Annotated in this window: 13 protein-coding genes and 1 pseudogene; 10 read left to right on the plus strand and 4 right to left on the minus strand. The window is 72.0% G+C overall.

Annotated features, from left to right (window positions below; all coding sequences use genetic code 11):
- Window positions 1–51 precede the first annotated feature (51 nt).
- Complete coding sequence (gene mutM, locus ABZZ79_RS25830) at window positions 52–912, plus strand: bifunctional DNA-formamidopyrimidine glycosylase/DNA-(apurinic or apyrimidinic site) lyase (RefSeq protein ID WP_356692473.1); 861 nt, start codon at window positions 52–54, stop codon at window positions 910–912.
- On the opposite strand, the gene ABZZ79_RS25835 is transcribed toward mutM, so the two are convergent.
- Both ABZZ79_RS25835 and ABZZ79_RS25840 read right to left on the minus strand, forming a co-directional pair.
- Window positions 885–1,271: a helix-turn-helix domain-containing protein gene (locus ABZZ79_RS25835; protein ID WP_356692475.1), complete on the minus strand. Its 387-nt coding sequence runs from the start codon at window positions 1,269–1,271 to the stop codon at window positions 885–887. The genes mutM and ABZZ79_RS25835 overlap by 28 nt on opposite strands.
- 55 nt (window positions 1,272–1,326) lie before the next feature.
- Window positions 1,327–2,457 (minus strand): CAP domain-containing protein, encoded by a 1,131-nt coding sequence (locus tag ABZZ79_RS25840; RefSeq protein WP_356692668.1) that lies wholly within the window; start codon window positions 2,455–2,457, stop codon window positions 1,327–1,329.
- 170 nt (window positions 2,458–2,627) lie between these two features.
- Between ABZZ79_RS25840 and ABZZ79_RS25845 the strand changes: the two genes are divergently transcribed.
- The 3 genes from ABZZ79_RS25845 (at window position 2,628) to smc (ending at window position 7,550) form a co-directional block, all read left to right on the plus strand.
- Window positions 2,628–2,909 carry an acylphosphatase gene (locus tag ABZZ79_RS25845; RefSeq protein ID WP_356692477.1) on the plus strand — a complete coding sequence of 94 codons (282 nt, stop codon included), beginning with the start codon at window positions 2,628–2,630 and terminating at the stop codon, window positions 2,907–2,909.
- A 382-nt stretch (window positions 2,910–3,291) separates the two neighbouring features.
- Entirely contained in the window at window positions 3,292–3,495 is a 204-nt protein-coding gene (locus ABZZ79_RS25850; RefSeq protein ID WP_351837238.1) for a hypothetical protein, read from the plus strand.
- 434 nt (window positions 3,496–3,929) lie between these two features.
- Window positions 3,930–7,550, plus strand: a complete 3,621-nt coding sequence (gene smc, locus ABZZ79_RS25855; protein WP_356692479.1) for a chromosome segregation protein SMC — start codon at window positions 3,930–3,932, stop codon at window positions 7,548–7,550.
- A 26-nt stretch (window positions 7,551–7,576) separates the two neighbouring features.
- Here the strand turns inward: smc and ABZZ79_RS25860 are convergent.
- Window positions 7,577–8,161 (minus strand): annotated as a pseudogene (locus ABZZ79_RS25860) (LLM class flavin-dependent oxidoreductase); the annotation flags it as partial.
- A gap of 481 nt (window positions 8,162–8,642) precedes the next feature.
- Here ABZZ79_RS25860 and ftsY point away from each other — a divergent pair.
- Window positions 8,643–9,854, plus strand: a complete 1,212-nt coding sequence (ftsY, locus tag ABZZ79_RS25865; RefSeq protein ID WP_356692481.1) for a signal recognition particle-docking protein FtsY — start codon at window positions 8,643–8,645, stop codon at window positions 9,852–9,854.
- An 80-nt stretch (window positions 9,855–9,934) separates the two neighbouring features.
- Here ftsY and ABZZ79_RS25870 read toward each other — a convergent pair whose 3' ends face one another.
- Window positions 9,935–10,597 carry a bifunctional DNA primase/polymerase gene (locus ABZZ79_RS25870; RefSeq protein ID WP_356692483.1) on the minus strand — a complete coding sequence of 221 codons (663 nt, stop codon included), beginning with the start codon at window positions 10,595–10,597 and terminating at the stop codon, window positions 9,935–9,937.
- A gap of 434 nt (window positions 10,598–11,031) precedes the next feature.
- Between ABZZ79_RS25870 and ABZZ79_RS25875 the strand changes: the two genes are divergently transcribed.
- The 5 genes from ABZZ79_RS25875 to ffh all read left to right on the plus strand — a co-directional run bounded on the left by ABZZ79_RS25875 (window position 11,032) and on the right by ffh (window position 18,831).
- Complete coding sequence (locus tag ABZZ79_RS25875) at window positions 11,032–12,510, plus strand: hypothetical protein (RefSeq protein ID WP_356692485.1); 1,479 nt, start codon at window positions 11,032–11,034, stop codon at window positions 12,508–12,510.
- Between the two features lie 405 nt (window positions 12,511–12,915).
- Complete coding sequence (locus ABZZ79_RS25880) at window positions 12,916–14,253, plus strand: ammonium transporter (RefSeq protein ID WP_356692487.1); 1,338 nt, start codon at window positions 12,916–12,918, stop codon at window positions 14,251–14,253.
- Window positions 14,250–14,588, plus strand: a complete 339-nt coding sequence (locus tag ABZZ79_RS25885; protein WP_003997576.1) for a P-II family nitrogen regulator — start codon at window positions 14,250–14,252, stop codon at window positions 14,586–14,588. The genes ABZZ79_RS25880 and ABZZ79_RS25885 overlap by 4 nt, the downstream gene beginning before the upstream one ends.
- Window positions 14,589–14,611: 23 nt before the next feature.
- Window positions 14,612–17,059, plus strand: coding sequence for a [protein-PII] uridylyltransferase (locus ABZZ79_RS25890; protein WP_356692490.1), 2,448 nt, complete (start codon window positions 14,612–14,614; stop codon window positions 17,057–17,059).
- Between the two features lie 221 nt (window positions 17,060–17,280).
- Complete coding sequence (gene ffh, locus ABZZ79_RS25895; protein ID WP_356692492.1) at window positions 17,281–18,831, plus strand: signal recognition particle protein; 1,551 nt, start codon at window positions 17,281–17,283, stop codon at window positions 18,829–18,831.
- Window positions 18,832–19,094: the final 263 nt, after the last annotated feature.

Below are 19,094 nucleotides of genomic sequence, written 5' to 3' on the forward strand. Positions count from 1 at the left end.
CCTCGGGGGCCGGGCGCTCGGCTCGTCCGCCCGCCAGTCACCGGGGGAGCCATGCCGGAGTTGCCCGAGGTCGAGGTCGTACGACGGGGACTGGAACGGTGGGTCTCCCACCGGGCCGTCGCCGAGACCGAGGTACTGCACCCGCGCGCGGTGCGCCGCCACACCGCCGGAGCCGACGACTTCGCCCATCGCCTCAAGGGCCATCGCGTGGGCGTCCCGCGCCGCCGCGGCAAGTACCTGTGGCTGCCGCTGGAGGATTCCGGCCAGGCGGTCCTCGCCCACCTCGGCATGAGCGGCCAGCTCCTCGTCCAGCCGCACGAGGCACCCGACGAGAAGCATCTGCGCATCCGGGTCCGGTTCGCCGACGGCCTGGGCACCGAGCTGCGGTTCGTCGACCAGCGCACCTTCGGCGGACTGTCGTTGCACGACACCACCGAGGACGGCCTGCCCGACGTCATCGCGCACATCGCCCGCGACCCCCTGGACCCGCTGTTCGACGACGAAGCCTTCCACCAGGCCCTGCGCCGCAAGCGGACCACCATCAAACGGGCGCTGCTGGACCAGTCGTTGATCAGCGGCGTCGGCAACATCTACGCGGACGAGGCCCTTTGGCGGGCCCGCCTGCACTACGACCGCCCCACCGCCGGCTTCACCCGTCCCCGCACCCTCGAACTCCTGGGCCACGTACGGGACGTGATGAACGCGGCCCTCGCCGTCGGCGGCACCAGCTTCGACAGCCTCTACGTCAACGTCAACGGCGAGTCCGGCTACTTCGACCGTTCCCTCGACGCGTACGGCCGCGAGGGACTGCCGTGCAAGCGCTGCGGCACCCCGATGCGGCGACGGCCGTGGATGAACAGGTCCAGCTACTTCTGCCCGAAGTGTCAGAGGGTGCCGCGGGCCTCGTCGTAGCGGCCGCGCGCGGCCAGCACCTCGTCCATCCGGCCCTCCACGAAGTGGATCAGGCCCAGCAGACGGGTGGCGACCTCATGGCCGAGCGGGGTGAGTTCGTAGTCCACGCGGGGCGGGTTGGTCGGCTGGGCCTCGCGGTGGACCAGGCCGTCGCGCTCCAGGGCGTGCAGGGTCTGGGAGAGCATCTTCTCGCTGACGCCGTCGACGCGCCGGCGCAGCTCGCTGAAGCGGAGAGAACCCTCGTGCAGCGCCCCGAGTGTGAGCGCGCCCCAGCGCCCGGTGACGTGCTCCAGCGTGCCGCGCGAGGGGCAGGCCCTGGCGAAGACGTCGTACGGGAGGTCCTGGGGCGTGGTCGTCATGCTTTCGAGCGTACAGCGCTAACCGTGGGTTAGCGCTGCGGTCGTCCCGGTGGCGCTAGTACCCGAAGTCCTGCGTCCACCACGGCCCGCCGTCGCCGTAGTGCACGCCGACGCCGAGGGCCTTGAAGTCGCAGTTGAGGATGTTGGCGCGGTGGCCGGGGCTGTTCATCCAGGCCTGCATCACGGCCGCGGCGTCGGTCTGGCCGCGGGCTATGTTCTCGCCGCCGAGGTCGATGATGCCGAGCTTCTCGGCACGTTCCCAGGGCGAGGCGCCGTCGGGGTCGGTGTGGTCGAAGAAGCCCCGCTGCGCCATGTCCTCGCTGAACACGCGGGCCAGGCCGGCCAGGGCGCTGTTCGCCGCGAGCGGGGTGCAGCCCGCGTTCTGGCGCTCGACGTTGACCAGCCGCAGGACCTCGGCCTCGGCCGCCGCCTCCGCGGACACCGTCACCGGCGCCTTCGGCTCGGCGGGCTCCTTGGTGGCCTTCCTGGAAGGTGTCGTGCTCGGCTTCTTCGAGGGGGTCGCCTTCGGCTTCCTCTTCTCGGCCGGGGGCCTGGTCGGTGACGCCGAGGCGGAGGGCGACGCGCTGGGGGCGGGTGCCGGGGGCTTGCTGCCGCGCGAGGCCGAGCCGGGCTGCTCGTGGCTCGGCTCCTCGGGGGCCGCGCCGGACGTGCCGCCCTGCTGGGCCCCCACGTTGCCCGGGCTGTGCGCGGACCGCGTCTGGTCGGATCCGGACCCGCCGAGCCGGTAGTTGTCGACGCCGGGCAGCATGCCGGTGGAGACCGCGACCGCCCCGAGCGCGACCGCGGCGGAGACCCCGAGCAGCCCGGTGCGCACCGGAGTGACGGCCTTCTTGCGGGGCCGGCGGTGCGACTGGGTGCGGAACGGAGCGTCCTGGCCCGTGAAGCGTGTGCCGTCCCCGTGCCGCGGGCCCGAGACGGGCGGGCCGAGCGGGTCGGCCCCGTCGCCCCCGCGCCCTTCGGTCGCGTAGAGGTAGGCCGTGCTCCTGGCGTGGACCTCGGCGTACGCCTCGGGGTTCAGATAGGGCGCGATGCCCGGAGCGCCGTGGCCGCCCCCGTACGAGTGCTGCGGGTCGCGGCTCCCGGCGACGGAACCGTCCGTCGGCGTGACCCCCGTGACGCGGCCCGTGGCGGCCCGGCCGGCGGCGATGCGTCGGTGCCGTCCCATGTTCTGGCCTTCCTCGTCCATGCGGTACTGGCCGTCGACTCGTCCCCCCACGGCCAACGCAGCTCACCCGATCGAGTGAGTTTCAGATGAGATTCATTGGGTGGGGACGGTACCGCATGCCACGCGGGGAGGAAGTGTCCCGAGTGACAATGGGCGGTTAGGTTGCAGTCATGAGCGACGATGTGCGACTGGTCGCCTGGGTGCGCGGGCGCGTCCAAGGTGTGGGTTTCCGCTGGTTCACCCGGGCCAAGGCCCTGGAGATCGGCGAGCTGAGTGGTTTTGCTCTCAATCTCGACGACGGCCGTGTACAAGTGGTCGCCGAGGGGCCGCGGACGGGCTGCGAGGGGCTGCTCGACTGGCTGCTGGGTGACGACACGCCCGGGCGCGTGGACGGTGTCACCGAGATCTGGGACACACCTCGTGGCGGCTACGACGGCTTCGCCATTCGCTGACCCCGTGCGAGGCAAGGGCCCCGGCGGGGTGCGCCGGGGCATTCCGCCAGAGGCCCTCAGGAGGGAAAACCGCCTGGTGGTTGCCAAGAACCCCTTGCCGTGTCAGGCTCCGCACGGAAAGATGATCGCCACACCCCCAGGGCCCCGAAGGAGTCGTCACGCCGCCGTTCTTCCGGCCGCGGACCCCGGGTCGCCCCCAATACGGGGTGTGATCGTGTTGACCGTCAAACTTTTTGGTGAGACGCTGAAAGCCCCGCGCACCTCAGCTGTTTGGCATGGAACAACGGCAGAGCAACACGTACTCCCGCCAAGCACCGCGGGTGCGAATCCCTCACGACCCACACCGCTTCGGTCGGTCACTCAGTGTGGAGGACCATCCATCATGGCAAAGGCGCTTCTCGGTTACGTCGGCGGCTCCGACCCTCGACTCCTCGCCGAGATGCGACGGCTCCAGCAGCGCGTGCAGGACCTGGAATCGGAGCTCGTGCGAATCCAGGCCGAGAACGACGCGCTGACGGCTGCCGCTTCTCACCACGAGATCATGGAGAGCATCGACGCACACCAGGCGGAGCCTGCGCTCACCTGATCACTGCATCGCACCACATCGACACGCAGTGGTTGGGCAGCCCGTATCAACCGCTCAGTTGTCAGATTTGCAAGGGACGCTCCGGCGTCCCTTCTTTCTTTCCCCCGCGCATCCTTTCACCCTCTTCAACGTCTGGTGTGCCCTTCGCGTTCACCCGCGAAACCGCGCGTTCATGGAGTGAGACGGGGGGCTGCCGTTCGGATCAGGTCGGCCGCGAGTGACGGCACCTCTCGGCCGAGTCGAGCGGGGGTCTGGTGGGTGCAGTCGCACGGCGCGGGAGGGCGTCGAGGCGACGGAGGTCCCCCCGGGCGAGTGAAGCCGAGAGTGGGGATTCGGGGGCCTGGCGGCAACGCCGCAGATGTGCGTGCCGGACCCCGCGACGCCGACATGATCTGAACGACAGCCCCAGGGACCGGAAGGTAGAGTCCAGCGCCGTGCACCTCAAGGCCCTGACCCTCCGCGGGTTCAAGTCGTTCGCCTCCGCGACCACACTCCGGTTCGAGCCGGGCATCACCTGTGTCGTGGGGCCGAACGGCTCGGGCAAGTCCAACGTCGTGGACGCCCTGAGCTGGGTCATGGGGGAGCAGGGCGCGAAGTCGCTGCGCGGCGGAAAGATGGAGGACGTCATCTTCGCCGGCACCACCGGCCGTCCGCCGCTGGGCCGCGCCGAGGTGTCGCTGACCATCGACAACTCCGACGGGGCTCTGCCCATCGAGTACGCCGAGGTCACCATCACGCGGATCATGTTCCGCAACGGCGGCAGCGAGTACCAGATCAACGGCGACACCTGCCGCCTCCTCGACATCCAGGAACTGCTCTCCGACTCCGGCATCGGCCGCGAGATGCACGTCATCGTCGGCCAGGGTCAGCTCGACTCCGTCCTGCACGCCGATCCGACGGGCCGCCGGGCCTTCATCGAAGAGGCCGCGGGTGTGCTGAAGCACCGCAAGCGCAAGGAGAAGGCGCTGCGGAAGCTGGACGCGATGCAGGCCAACCTCGCACGCGTGCAGGACCTGACGGACGAGTTGCGCCGCCAGCTCAAGCCGCTGGGCCGCCAGGCCGCGGTCGCCCGACGCGCCGCGGTCATCCAGGCGGACCTGCGCGACGCGCGCCTGCGGCTGCTCGCCGACGATCTCGTACGGCTGCGGGAGGCACTCAGCGCCGAGGTCGCCGACGAGGCCGAGCTGAAGCAACGCAAGGAGACGGCCGAGCAGGAGCTGCGCAAGGCCGTTCAGCGCGAAGGGGCTCTGGAGGACGAGGTCCGCCGGCTCACGCCCCGCCTCCAGCGCGCCCAGCAGACCTGGTACGAGCTCTCCCAGCTCGCCGAGCGGGTGCGCGGCACGATCTCGCTGGCCGACGCGCGCGTGAAGAGCGCGACCTCCGCGCCCCCGGAGGAGCGCCGCGGCCGTGACCCCGAGGACATGGAGCGCGAGGCCGCCCGTATCCGCGAGCAGGAGGCCGAACTGGAAGCCGCCCTGGAGGCGGCCCAGCGAGCCCTCGACGACACCGTCGCCCACCGCGCCGAACTGGAACGCGACCTCGCGACCGAGGAACGGCGTCTGAAGGACGCGGCCCGCGCCATCGCTGACCGCCGCGAGGGGCTCGCCCGGCTCGCCGGGCAGGTCAACGCCGCCCGCTCCCGCGCGACTTCCGCCCAGGCCGAGATCGACCGGCTCGCCCTCGCCAGCGACGAGGCCCAGGAGCGCGCCGTCGCCGCGCAGGAGGAGTACGAGGCGCTCCAGGCCGAGGTCGACGGCCTCGACGCGGGCGACGCCGAACTCGCCGAGCGCCACGAGAGCGCCAAGCGGCAGCTCGCCGAGGCCGAGGCCGCCCTGACCGCCGCCCGCGAGGCGGTCACCGCGGCCGAACGCCGCCGTGCCGCGACCCGGGCCCGCCACGAGGCGCTGGCGCTGGGCCTTCGCCGCAAGGACGGCTCGGGCATGCTGCTCGGCGCGCGGGATCGTCTGACCGGAATCCTGGGCCCGGCGGCGGAGCTGCTGACGGTCACCGCGGGGTACGAGGTCCCGTTGGCGGCCGCCTTCGCGGCGGCGGCGGACGCCATCGCCGTATCGACGCCGGCGGCGGCGGCCGAGGCGATCAGACTGCTGCGCAAGCAGGATGGCGGACGGGCGGCCCTACTGCTTTCGAACGCCCCGGCTGAGCCTGCTTCCAGGGGCGCGGGGCTGTGTTCGACCTGCGGCCACCGCCGCGCGGGCACGACCGGCCACGGCGAAGCCGCGGACGACGATCCACCCGCGCCGCCCGCGACCCGGTTCGTCCGAGCCCCCTCCGACCTGCTGCCCGCAGTGCACCGCCTCCTGCGGGGCATCGTCGTGGTCGACACCCTCGAAGACGCGGAAGACCTCGTCTACGCCCACCCCCACCTCACCGCGGTGACAACGGAAGGCGACCTCCTGGGCGCCCACTTCGCCCACGGCGGCTCGGCCGGAGCCCCCAGCCTCCTGGAGGTCCAGGCCTCCGTGGACGAGGCGGCGGCGGAACTGGAGGAGCTGGAAGCCCGCTGCGAGGAACTCGCGAGGGGGCAGCAGACCGCGGCCGAGCGGCGCAGGGAGCTGGGCGCGCTCGTCGAGGAACTCGGCGAACGGCGCCGCGCCGCCGAGCGTGAGAAGTCGGCGGTGGCCCAGCAGCTCGGACGGCTCGCCGGCCAGGCGCGAGGCGCCGCGGGCGAGGCCGAGCGCAGCAGCGCCGCGGCCGCGCGGGCGCAGGAGGCGCTGGAGAAGGCGCTCCAGGAGGTCGAGGAGCTGGCCGAACGGCAGGCGGTCGCCGAGGAGATGCCGTTCGAGGAGGAGCCCGACACGTCGGTACGGGACCGTCTCGCCGCCGACGGCGCCAACGCGCGCCAGACCGAGATGGAGGCCCGTCTCCAGGTCCGTACGCACGAGGAACGCGTCAGGGGACTGGCCGGGCGGGCCGACTCGCTCGACCGGGCCGCCCGCGCGGAGCGCGAGGCACGCGCGCGTGCCGAGCAGCGCCGGGCACGGCTGCGGCACGAGGCGGCCGTGGCGCAGGCGGTGGCGGCGGGGGCGCGTGTCCTGCTGGCGCATGTCGAGGTCTCCCTCGGCCGCGCCGAACGCGAGCGCGCCGCGGCCGAGGCCGCCAAGGCGCGCCGCGAGCAGGAGCTGACCGCGGCCCGTACCTCGGGCCGGGATCTGAAGGCGGAGCTGGACAAGCTGACCGACTCGGTGCACCGGGGCGAGGTGCTGGGCGCGGAGAAGCGGCTGCGGATCGAGCAGTTGGAGACGAAGGCGCTGGAGGAGCTGGGCGTGGAGCCGGCCGGGCTGGTCTCCGAGTACGGCCCGCACCAGCTCGTGCCGCCGTCCCCGCCGGCCGAGGGCGAGGTGCTGCCCGAGGACCCCGAGCATCCGCGCAACCAGCCGAAGGTGTTCGTGCGGGCGGAGCAGGAGAAGCGGCTCAAGGCCGCGGAACGGGCGTACCAGCAGCTCGGGAAGGTCAATCCGCTCGCCCTTGAGGAGTTCGCGGCGCTGGAGGAACGGCACAAGTTCCTCAGCGAGCAGCTGGAGGACCTGAAGAAGACCCGCGCCGACCTGCTCCAGGTCGTCAAGGAGGTCGACGAGCGCGTCGAGCAGGTCTTCACCGAGGCGTACCGGGACACCGCCCGGGAGTTCGAGGGGGTCTTCGGCCGGCTGTTCCCGGGCGGTGAGGGCCGGCTGGTGCTGACCGATCCCGACAACATGCTCACGACCGGCGTGGACGTCGAGGCGCGTCCGCCGGGCAAGAAGGTCAAGCGGCTGAGTCTGCTCTCCGGCGGCGAGCGCTCGCTGACGGCCGTCGCGCTGCTGGTGTCGATCTTCAAGGCCCGTCCGAGCCCGTTCTACGTCATGGATGAGGTCGAGGCGGCGCTGGACGACACCAACCTCCAGCGGCTGATCCGGATCATGCAGGAGCTCCAGGAGGCTTCGCAGCTGATCGTGATCACCCATCAGAAGCGCACGATGGAGGTCGCCGACGCGCTCTACGGCGTGTCCATGCAGGGCGACGGCGTGTCGAAGGTCATCTCCCAGCGTCTTCGCTAGGGCTCTCGTTCGGATCACGCCGACCCCGGCAGATGCGCGCTGGGGAAGAACGGCAGCCCGAACCGCGCGGCCCGGCGGGCGGCCGGCTTCGAGGAGCCGCCGACCAGCAGCAGGGGATGCGGCCGGGTGAAGGGACGGGGCGTGACCCGTACCGTACGGCCGCGGAAGGTGAACTCCTCGCCGGTCCACGCCCTGAGCAGCGTCTGCAGCAGCTCGTCCTGGAGCGCGCCGCGCCGGGCGAAGTCCACGCCGAACATCGTGTACTCCTCGGGCCGGTACCCGATCCCGGCGACCGTCACCAGCCGCCCGCCGCCGATCAGATCCAGGACGGCGATGTCCTCCGCCGGCCGCAGCGGGTCGTGCAGCGGCCCGATCACCACCGACACGGTCACCGCCAGCCGCCGGGTCGCGCCCAGGACCGCCGCCGCGAAGGCGAACGGCGACGGCAGCCAGTTGTCCGCGACCCCGTGGCGCTCCTCGGTCTGCACGGTGGCGATCCCGCGGTCGTCGGCGTACGCGGCCATCTCCAGTGCCGCGCGGTAGCGGGCGGCGAGCGAGGCGGGGGTAGCGCCGGGTTCGACGAGATTGAGGCGTACGACCGTGACGGGCATGGGGTTCCCCTCCGACGGGCGGTTCGGCACGGGCCCGTAGCTGACGGGGTGTCAGATGGCCAGGGCGGGGCACCCCGCCCGCACCGCCCTGGCGCCTTGTCCCGGCATCCGCGCCTCGTTCCGGGCGCCCGCGCCCCGTCCCGGCATCTGCCCGGGTGCTCCGTTCTGGTGCCAGCCTCGGTTGCCTCGTCCCGGCGTCTGCGCGTCGTCCCGGCATCCGCGCCTCGCCCCGGTACCCGCGCTCCGTCCCGGCACCCGCCCCGGGTGCCCCCTCGCCGGGCCAACCCGGTCGCCTCGGCCCGGCGCCTGCGCCTTGTCCCGGCGCTCGCGCCTCGTCCCGCCCCCACCCGGGCGCCCCGTCCCCGCACCCCGCCCTGGTGCCCAACCCCCGCCCCCGCCCGGGCGCCCCGCCCACGCCCGCCCATTGGAGGAACGTCCAAGCCGTGTCCGAGCCGGGCCCATGGCCGATACTGGACGGGTTATGGAAACCGTCATCCTTGCTGTAGTCATCGCCGTGGTCGTGCTCGGCGCGCTCGGCGGGCTCGTCATCGGCAGCCGACGGAAGAAGTCGCTGCCCCCGCCCCCGCCCGCCGCACCCGAGATCACCACCCCACCGGCCGAGCCGCATGTCGGCGACGAGGCCGAGACGCCCCGGGACGAGCCCCGCCGCACGATCGAGGAGGTGGACCTCCCCGGCGGCGGCACCCCCGTCACGGTGGAGGAGCCGCCCGTCGCCGAGGAGCTCCCGCCGGTAGAGATCGAGGTCCCGGAGCCCACCGAGGGGCGCCTGGTGCGCCTGCGTGCCCGGCTCTCCCGCTCCCAGAACGCCCTCGGCAAGGGGCTGCTCTCGCTGCTGTCGCGCGAGCACCTCGACGACGAGACCTGGGACGAGATCGAGGACACCCTGCTGACCGCCGACGTCGGTGTGCAGCCCACCCTGGAGCTGGTCGAGCAGCTGCGCGAGCGGGTGAAGGTGCTCGGCACCCGCACGCCCGAGGAACTGCGCGGGCTGCTGCGCGAGGAGCTGCTGAAGCTCGTCGGCACCGACGTCGACCGCACCGTGAAGACCGAGCCGGAGGACCGCAAGCCCGGCATCGTGATGGTCGTCGGCGTCAACGGCACCGGCAAGACCACCACCACCGGCAAGCTCGCCCGTGTCCTGGTCGCCGACGGGCGCACGGTCGTCCTCGGCGCCGCCGACACCTTCCGGGCCGCCGCCGCCGACCAGCTCCAGACCTGGGGCGAGCGCGTGGGCGCCCACACCGTGCGCGGGCCCGAGGCTGGCGACCCGGCCTCCGTCGCCTTCGACGCGGTGAAGGAGGGCAAGGAGATCGGGGTCGACGTGGTCCTCATCGACACCGCCGGCCGGCTCCACACCAAGACCGGCCTCATGGACGAGCTGGGCAAGGTCAAGCGCGTCGTGGAGAAGCACGCCCCGCTCGACGAGGTGCTGCTCGTGCTCGACGCCACGACCGGTCAGAACGGCCTGGTGCAGGCCCGCGTCTTCGCCGAGGTCGTCGACATCACCGGCATCGTCCTGACCAAGCTCGACGGCACCGCCAAGGGCGGCATCGTCATCGCCGTCCAGCGCGAGCTCGGCGTGCCCGTCAAGCTCGTCGGTCTCGGCGAGGGACCGGACGACCTGGCCCCGTTCGAGCCGGAGGCGTTCGTGGACGCGCTCATCGGGGAGTGACACCCGCCAACAGATCCGTGATCGAGAAGCGCTCGCCCCCAAGGTGCAGTTGGGGACGGGCGCTTCGTCATGGGGCCCGGTCAGGCGCCTGAGCGGTGCGCCACATAGGCGAGCGTGCCCAGCAGCAGCCGGGCCTGGGGCGGCTTCGTGGCCGAGTCGAGGCAGGGCGCGCGGAGCCACTGGACCGGGCCGAGACCGCCACGGTCGGAGGGCGGCGCGGTGATGTGCGCGCCGTGCCCCAGGGCGCGCAGATCGAGGCCCGGGTCGTCCCAGCCCATGCGGTAGAGCAGCGAGGGCAGCTCGGTCGCGGCACCGGGGGCGACGAAGAAGTGGGCGCGTCCGTCGGGGGTGACGCAGACCGGGCCGAGGGGCAGGCCCATGCGCTCCAGCCGCACCAGCGCGCGCCGCCCGGTCGCCTCGGCGACCTCGATGACGTCGAACGCCCGCCCGACCGGCAGCATCACCGCGGCGCCCGGGAACTCCGCCCATGCCTCGGTCGCCTCGTCCAGCGTCGCTCCGGCCGGTACCTCGGGGGCGAACTCCAGGGGATGGGCGCCGGGCGTGCGGCAGCCGGCCCGGCCGCAGGAGCAGGCGCCCGCGGCGGTCCGTGCGCCGGGGACGACGTTCCAGCCCCACAGACCGGTGTACTCGGCCACGGCGGTGCACTCCGACGCGCGCCCGCGGCGGCGCGTGCCAGACCGGATGTCGCGAATGCCCCGACTACTGCCGATCGTGAAACCCATGCCCCCTCCAACGGGTCCGACGCACCGGTGGTTACGAGACGGCCGGTCGGTGAACGAAGGCGCTCCGTCGCCGGTTCGAAGGGCGCCTTCGCGTGCACCGGGTGGTGTGTCCGGCGGCGTGCGCCCCTGTGCGCACCGCTCCGCCCACTTCCGGCTGTCCTATGTCAAGTGAATCGTGAGGAGGCCACTGTGAGTTCATTCGAAGGGGTGGCGAATGGTGGCGTTTCCTGGATCGCCATGGCTGGAGCGGTGATCGTAGGGTTACTTTGAGTACACAAGACGGTGCGGCACTTGCACTCGTGGGTATGCCGGGGGCAACCCGGCTTCCCGTTCGAAGGGTGAGAACTTCCGGACGGGCGGCCCGTTTGACGGGCATTCTGATAGGGCTTGACGCAGAGCGGCGACAAGCGGTCTTCAGGGATGGGGGCGTTGCAGTGGGCGGCAACGGCGGAGGCGGGACGAACGCTGAGAAGCGCCCCAACGAGCTGCTCGGCTCGTGGTTCGTGCGCAGTGGCTGGTCGAAGGGCGAACTCGCACGTCAAGTGAACCGCCGTGCGCGTCAGTTGGGCGCCGGCCACATCTCCACCGACACCTCGCGGGTGCGCCGCTGGCTCGACGGGGAGAACCCGCGCGAGCCGATCCCCAGGATCCTGTCCGAGCTGTTCTCCGAGCGCTTCGGCTGTGTCGTCTCCGTCGAGGACCTCGGACTGCGCGCCGCCCGCCAGTCGCCCTCCGCGTCCGGCGTCGACCTGCCCTGGACCGGCCCCCAGACGGTGGCGCTGCTCAGCGAGTTCTCGCGCAGCGACCTGATGCTGGCCCGGCGCGGCTTCCTCGGCACCTCGCTCGCCCTGTCCGCCGGTCCGTCCCTCATCGAGCCCATGCAGCGCTGGCTGGTCCCGGTCGCCCCGGGGCCCGTGCCGCAGCCTGAGACCGGCGGCCCCGCCACCCGCGCACGCGGTGAACTGTCCAGGCCCGAGCTGGATCTGCTGGAGTCCACCACCGTGATGTTCCGGCAGTGGGACGCCCAGTGCGGCGGCGGTCTGCGCCGCAAGGCGGTCGTCGGCCAGCTGCACGAGGTCACCGACCTGCTCCAGGAGAGCCAGCCCGAGGCCACCAGCCGCCGCCTGTTCAAGGTCGCCGCCGAACTCGCCGAACTGGCGGGCTGGATGTCGTACGACGTCGGTCTCCAGCCCACCGCCCAGAAGTACTTCGTCCTCGCGCTGCACGCCGCCAAGGAGGCGGGCGACCGGCCGCTCGGCTCCTACGTCCTGTCCAGCATGAGCCGCCAGATGATCCACCTCGGACGGCCCGAGGACGCCCTGGAACTGATCCACCTCGCCCAGTACGGCAGCCGGGACTGCGCCAGCCCGCGCACCCAGGCGATGCTGTATGCGATGGAGGCCCGCGCCTACGCCAACATGGGCCAGCCCGGCAAGTGCAAGCGGGCCGTGCGGATGGCCGAGGACACCTTCACCGAGGCCGACGAGTGGGACGAGCCGGACCCCGACTGGATCCGCTTCTTCTCCGAGGCCGAACTGCACGGCGAGAACTCCCACTCCTTCCGCGACCTCGCCTACGTCGCCGGCCGCAGCCCCGCCTACGCCTCCCTGGCCGAGCCCCTGATGCAGCGGGCCGTGGAGCTGTTCGCCAAGGACTCCGAGCACCAGCGCTCCTACGTGCTCAACCTCATCGGCATGGCCACCGTGCACCTGCTCCGGCGAGAGCCCGAGCAGAGCACCGTGCTGGCCGCCGAGGCCATGCGGGTGGCCAAGAAGGTGCGTTCCGAGCGCGTGAACACTCGTATCCGAAAGACCGTGGACACCGCCGTACGCGATTTCGGCGACCTCGCCGAGGTCCTGGACCTCACCGACCGGCTCGCGGTCGAACTGCCCGAGACCGCCGAGGCGGTCTGAGACACCGGCACCACCCCTGAACCCCGGCCGCGGCCGGCCCTCCCGAACTGCCCGACTCGGCTCCCCCATGCCAGTCATTCGGAAGGCCGCCCGCGGCCGGACTGATTTTTTGCGCCTGAGCCGACGCGGCTCTCGCGGACGTGGCTGCTCGCCGTCCGGGTACCTCGATGACCCGGCCGCGGTCCGTCCCGGCGAAGGTTGCGCCACGATAACGATCCTCCGGGCCCGAATCCGCCGATTCACCGACGCGTAACACACACGGCACCTTCGTCACCGCCGCGAAACAACGAGGGGCTTCCACCGAAACCGCGCTGCGCCAATCTCATGGCGCATAACCGGCCCACCCCTCAAATCCCGCTCAAGGCTTCGCCCGCACGGGGCCGTACCAACGACGAGGAGACGCCGATGGCACCTGCCATCACGCTTGCCGCAGAGACAGAGCTCTCTGCCGCCAACACAGGTTTCATGCTCATCTGCTCCGCCCTGGTGATGCTCATGACGCCGGCGCTGGCCTTCTTCTACGGAGGCATGGTCCGGGTCAAGAGCACCCTGAACATGCTGATGATGAGCTTCATCAGCCTCGGGATCGTCACCATCCTGTGGGTGCTCTACGGCTTCTCACTCGCCTTCGGCACCGACTCCGGCAGCCTCATCGGCTGGAACTCCGACTGGGTCGGCCTCAGCGGGGTCGACAAGAACGAGCTGTGGGGTTCGTACAACATCCCGCTCCTTGTCTTCATGGTCTTCCAGCTGATGTTCGCGATCATCACTCCCGCCCTGATAAGCGGCGCGCTCGCGGACCGTGTGAAGTTCAGCGCCTGGGCGCTGTTCATCGCCCTGTGGGCGACCGTCGTCTACTTCCCCGTGGCCCACTGGGTCTGGGGTGAGGGCGGCTGGGCCTTCGACATGGGCGTGATCGACTTCGCGGGTGGTACGGCGGTCCACATCAACGCCGGTGCCGCGGCCCTCGGCGTGATCCTCGTCATCGGCAAGCGCGTCGGCTTCAAGAAGGACCCGATGCGCCCGCACAGCCTCCCGCTGGTCATGCTCGGCGCGGGCCTGCTGTGGTTCGGCTGGTTCGGCTTCAACGCCGGCTCGTGGCTCGGCAACGACGACGGCGTCGGCTCCCTGATGTTCGTCAACACCCAGATCGCCACCGCCGCCGCCATGCTGGCCTGGCTGCTCTACGAGAAGATCCGCCACGGCGCGTTCACCACGCTGGGCGCCGCCTCCGGTGCCGTCGCCGGTCTGGTCGCCATCACCCCGTCCGGTGGTGCGGTCTCCCCGCTCGGCGCGATCGCCGTCGGTGCCGTCGCCGGTCTGCTGTGCGCCATGGCGGTCGGCCTGAAGTACAAGCTCGGCTACGACGACTCGCTCGACGTCGTCGGCGTCCACCTGGTCGGCGGTGTCGTCGGCTCCCTGCTCGTCGGCCTCCTCGCCAGCGGCAAGGGCCAGTCCGACGTCGAGGGCCTGTTCTACGGTGGCGGCCTGGAGCAGTTCTGGAAGCAGTGCGCCGGAGTCTTCGCGGTCCTCGCCTACTCGCTGGTCGTCTCCGCGATCCTCGCCTTCATCCTCGACAAGACCATCGGAATGCGGGTCTCCGAGGACGACGAGGTCGCCGGCATCGACCAGGCCGAGCACGCCGAGACCGCATACGACTTCAGCGGCGCCGGTGGCGGTGCCGCCCGCACGGCCGTCCCGGCCCCCGTCGCCGAGGCTGCGAGCAAGAAGGTGGACGCATGAAGCTCATCACCGCGGTCGTCAAGCCCCACCGGCTCGACGAGATCAAGGAAGCCCTCCAGGCCTTCGGCGTGCACGGTCTGACCGTCACCGAGGCAAGCGGCTACGGTCGGCAGCGCGGCCACACCGAGGTCTACCGGGGTGCCGAGTACACCGTCGACCTGGTCCCCAAGATCCGCATCGAGGTGCTGGCCGAGGACGACGACGCCGAACAGCTGATCGACGTCATCGTCAAGGCCGCCCGCACGGGCAAGATCGGTGACGGCAAGGTCTGGTCCCTGCCGGTCGAGACGGCCGTACGGGTCCGCACCGGCGAGCGCGGCCCGGACGCGCTCTGACACAGAAGAACAGGAGTCGCTGGGTGACGAGCACGAACGTTCGTACGGAAGAAGAGGACTCGGGACCCAGCGGCTATGCGGCGGCCCGGCTGCGTCTCCTCACTGAGGGGGCGCGGTCCGGGCCGCCGCGCCGTGCCGCCCTCGCCGAGCTCACCGACCAGTGGCTGGCCGGCCTGTTCACCGCCGGCGCCGAGCAACTGCGCGGAGTCTCCCTGATCGCCGTCGGCGGCTACGGCCGCGGCGAACTGTCCCCGCGCAGCGACCTCGACCTGCTCCTGCTGCACGACGGCGGCGACTCCGACGCGGTGGCCGCGCTCGCCGACCGCATCTGGTACCCGGTGTGGGACCTCGGACTCGCCCTCGACCACTCCGTGCGCACCCCGGCCGAGGCGCGCCGGACCGCGGGGGAGGACCTCAAGGTCCAGCTCGGCCTGCTGGACGCCCGGCACCTCGCCGGCGACCTCGGCCTGACCGCCTCGCTGCGCACCGCCGTCCTCGCCGACTGGCGCAACCAGGCACCCAGGCGCCTGCCCGAACTCCAGGAACTGTGCGCCGAACGCGCCGAACGCCAGGGCGAGCTGCAGTACCTGCTGGAACCCGACCTCAAGGAGGCCCGCGGCGGGCTGCGCGACGCCACCACCCTGCGCGCGGTCGCCGCCTCCTGGCTCGCGGACGCCCCGCGCGAGGGTCTCGACGAGGCCCGGCGCCACCTCCTCGACGTCCGCGACGCCCTGCACCTGGCCACCGGGCGCGCCACCGACCGGCTGTCCCTCCAGGAACAGGACCAGGTCGCCGCCGAACTCGGCCTCCTCGACGCCGACACCCTGCTGCGCCAGGTCTACGAGGCCGCGCGGGTCATCTCCTACGCCAGCGACGTCACCTGGCGCGAGGTGAGCCGCGTGCTGCGCTCACGCGCGGTGCGGCCGCGGCTGCGCGCCATGCTGGGCGGCGGCAAACCGGTCGCCGAGCGGTCGCCGCTGGCCGAGGGCGTCGTCGAGCAGGACGGCGAGGCGGTGCTCGCCCGCGCCGCCCGCCCCGAACGCGACCCCGTACTCCCGCTGCGCGCCGCGGCCGCCGCCGCCCAGGCCGGTCTCCCGCTCTCCCTGCACGCCGTCCGGCGTCTCGCCGCGACCGTGCGCCCGCTGCCCACGCCCTGGCCCGCCGAGGCACGCGAACAGCTCGTCACCCTGCTCGGCTCCGGCCGTCCGACCATCGAGGTCTGGGAGGCACTGGAGGCCGAGGGCCTGATCAGCCGCATCCTGCCCGACTGGGAACGGGTGCGCTGCCGCCCGCAGCGCAACGCCGTGCACGTGTGGACCGTCGACCGGCACCTCATCGAGACCGCCGTGCGCGCCTCCGAGTTCACCCGCCGCGTCAGCCGCCCCGACCTGCTGCTGGTCGGCGCCCTGCTGCACGACATCGGCAAGGGCTGGCCCGGCGACCACTCCGTGGCCGGCGAGATCATCGCCCGCGACGTGGCGTCCCGGATCGGCTTCGACCGCTCCGACGTCGCCGTCCTCGCCACCCTCGTACGACACCACCTGCTGCTCATCGAGACGGCCACCCGGCGCGACCTGGAGGACCCCTCCACCGTGCGGGCCGTCGCCGAGGCGGTCGGCACCCAGAGCACGCTGGAGCTGCTGCACGCCCTGACCGAGGCGGACGCGCTGGCCACCGGTCCGGCGGCCTGGTCGTCCTGGCGCGGCTCGCTGGTCGCCGACCTGGTCAAACGCGTCTCGGCGGTGCTCGCAGGGGACGCCGCCGACGAGCCCGAGGCGTCCGCACCGACCGCCGAGCAGGAACGGCTCGCCATCGAGGCGTTCCGCACGGGCGGCCCGGTGCTCGCGCTGCGCGCGCAGACCGAGCCGCCGGCCGAGGCGACCGTCGCGGACGAGCCCGAGCCGCTGGGCGTGGAGCTGCTGATGGCCGTACCGGACCAGCCCGGGGTGCTGCCCGCCGCCGCGGGCGTCCTCGCCATGCACCGGCTGACCGTCCGCACGGCCGAGCTGCGCGCCCTGGACCTGCCCGAGGGCGTCGACGGCTCGGTCCTGGTGCTGAGCTGGCGCGTCGCCGCCGAGTACGGCTCCTTGCCGCAGGCCGCCCGGCTGCGCGCGGACCTCGTCCGCGCCCTGGACGGCTCGCTGGACGTTCCCGGCCGCCTGGCCGAGCGGGACGCGGCCTACCCGAGGCGCCGGGGGGTCATCGCCCCGCCGCCGCGCGTGACGGTGGCCTCGGCCGCCTCGCGCCACGCCACGGTCATAGAGGTGCGCGCCCAGGACGCCCCCGGACTGCTCTTCCGGATCGGCCAGGCCCTGGAGGACGCGGCGGTCCGAGTGCGCAGCGCCCATGTGTCCACGCTCGGCGCGAACGCCGTCGACGCCTTCTACGTCACGGGCGACGAGGGCGCTCCGCTGCCGGGGGAGGAGGCCGTGGCGGTGGCGCGGAAGCTGGAGGAGACCCTGCGGGCGTGACCCCCGCGCTCGTGGCAGGCGTTCACCTCACGCGCTCCCCGCGTATGCGGGGGCGCTCCGGTGGTCAACGCCGAGCCGGTGCGGATCCCTGAGTGCTCCGCGCACGCCCGGGGATTCCGTCTCCGCCCGCTTACTCCGGCGGGCGGAGACGATTGTCCGGCCGAGCCAGATACTCTGGAGGGCAGCCCAGACCACTTCCGACCCCGAGGACCGACGCCACCGTGTTCGATACTCTCTCCGACCGCCTCAGCGCGACTTTCAAAAATCTCCGCGGCAAGGGCAGGCTCAGCGAGGCGGATATCGACGCCACGGCGCGTGAAATCCGTATCGCCCTCCTCGAAGCCGACGTGGCCCTCCCGGTCGTCCGGACGTTCATCAAGAACGTCAAGGAACGCGCACTCGGGGCCGACGTCTCTCGCGCGCTCAACCCCGCCCAGCAGGTCCTCAAGATCGTCAACGAAGAGCTGGTCAGGATCCTGGGCGGCGAGACCCGTCGTCTGCGGTTCGCCAAGCAGCCGCCGACGGTCATCATGCTGGCCGGTCTCCAGGGTGCCGGTAAGACCACCCTCGCGGGCAAGCTCGGCCGCTGGCTGAAGGAGCAGGGCCACTCGCCGCTGCTGGTCGCCTGTGACCTCCAGCGCCCCAACGCCGTGAACCAGCTCAGCGTCGTCGCCGAGCGCGCCGGTGTGGCCGTCTACGCCCCGGAGCCGGGCAACGGCGTCGGTGACCCGGTCAAGGTCGCCAAGGACTCGATCGACTTCGCCAAGTCCAAGGTCCACGACATCGTCATCGTCGACACCGCGGGCCGCCTCGGTATCGACCAGGAGATGATGCAGCAGGCCGCGGACATCCGTGACGCGGTCGGCCCCGACGAGATCCTCTTCGTCGTCGACGCCATGATCGGCCAGGACGCGGTCAACACCGCCGAGGCCTTCCGCGACGGCGTCGGCTTCGACGGCGTGGTGCTCTCCAAGCTCGACGGTGACGCCCGCGGTGGTGCGGCCCTGTCGATCCGCGAGGTCACCGGCAAGCCGATCATGTTCGCGTCGAACGGCGAGAAGCTCGACGAGTTCGACGCGTTCCACCCGGACCGGATGGCCTCGCGCATCCTCGACATGGGTGACCTGCTCACCCTGATCGAGCAGGCGGAGAAGACGTTCAGCCAGGAAGAGGCCCAGAAGATGGCCTCCAAGCTGGCGTCGAAGAAGGGCCAGGACTTCACCCTGGACGACTTCCTGGCTCAGATGGAGCAGGTCAGGAAGATGGGCTCGATCAGCAAGCTCCTCGGCATGCTGCCGGGCATGGGCCAGATCAAGGACCAGATCAACAACATCGACGAGCGTGACGTCGACCGTACGGCCGCGATCATCAAGTCGATGACCCCCGGCGAGCGCCAGGACCCCACGATCATCAACGGCTCGCGCCGCGCTCGTATCGCCCGGGGTTCCGGCGTCGAGGTCAGCGCGGTGAAGAACCTGGTCGAGCGGTTCTTCGAGGCCCGCAAGATGATGTCGCGCATGGCCCAGGGCGGCGGCATGCCCGGCATGCCGGGGATCCCGGGCATGGGCGGCGGCCCCGGCCGGGCCAAGAAGCAGCCGAAGAAGGCCAAGGGCAAGCAGCGCTCGGGCAACCCGATGAAGCGCAAGCAGCAGGAGCAGGAGGAGGCCGCCCGCCGTGCGGCCGCCGCCGAGGGCGGTGCCTTCGGGCTGCCGGGCCAGCAGGCCGGACAGGACTTCGACCTGCCGGACGAGTTCAAGAAGTTCATGGGCTGACGCGGCCCCGCGTGAGGGCCGACGCGGCCCTGTGCGCACGTCCCCTGGGGGCGCCCTCCGACGGAGGGCGCCCCCAGCGGCGTAGGTCCGCGGAGGCCCTGAGGGCGACGCCGTCCAGGGCCAGCCCAAGGAGAAGCGGGACAGGCCGGACCACGACCGCACCTTCACCAGGCACAAGGTGCCGGTCGCCGCGGAGCCGGTCGTCCCGGAGCGCGGTTTCTCGCCAATGTGCTGGTCTCACCGGCGCCGACGCTGCTGCTGAT

Source organism: Streptomyces sp. NPDC006458, assembly GCF_040612135.1.
Taxonomy (GTDB): domain Bacteria; phylum Actinomycetota; class Actinomycetes; order Streptomycetales; family Streptomycetaceae; genus Streptomyces.

What these genes read in the sequence shown, in the direction of transcription:
- mutM (WP_356692473.1), top strand. Translation starts at nt 52, where the DNA reads ATGCCGGAGTTGCCCGAGGTCGAGGTCGTACGACGGGGACTGGAACGG.
- ABZZ79_RS25835 (WP_356692475.1), bottom strand. Translation starts at nt 1,271, where the DNA reads ATGACGACCACGCCCCAGGACCTCCCGTACGACGTCTTCGCCAGGGCC.
- ABZZ79_RS25840 (WP_356692668.1), bottom strand. Translation starts at nt 2,457, where the DNA reads ATGGGACGGCACCGACGCATCGCCGCCGGCCGGGCCGCCACGGGCCGC.
- ABZZ79_RS25845 (WP_356692477.1), top strand. Translation starts at nt 2,628, where the DNA reads ATGAGCGACGATGTGCGACTGGTCGCCTGGGTGCGCGGGCGCGTCCAA.
- ABZZ79_RS25850 (WP_351837238.1), top strand. Translation starts at nt 3,292, where the DNA reads ATGGCAAAGGCGCTTCTCGGTTACGTCGGCGGCTCCGACCCTCGACTC.
- ftsY (WP_356692481.1), top strand. Translation starts at nt 8,643, where the DNA reads ATGGAAACCGTCATCCTTGCTGTAGTCATCGCCGTGGTCGTGCTCGGC.
- ABZZ79_RS25870 (WP_356692483.1), bottom strand. Translation starts at nt 10,597, where the DNA reads ATGGGTTTCACGATCGGCAGTAGTCGGGGCATTCGCGACATCCGGTCT.
- ABZZ79_RS25880 (WP_356692487.1), top strand. Translation starts at nt 12,916, where the DNA reads ATGGCACCTGCCATCACGCTTGCCGCAGAGACAGAGCTCTCTGCCGCC.
- ABZZ79_RS25885 (WP_003997576.1), top strand. Translation starts at nt 14,250, where the DNA reads ATGAAGCTCATCACCGCGGTCGTCAAGCCCCACCGGCTCGACGAGATC.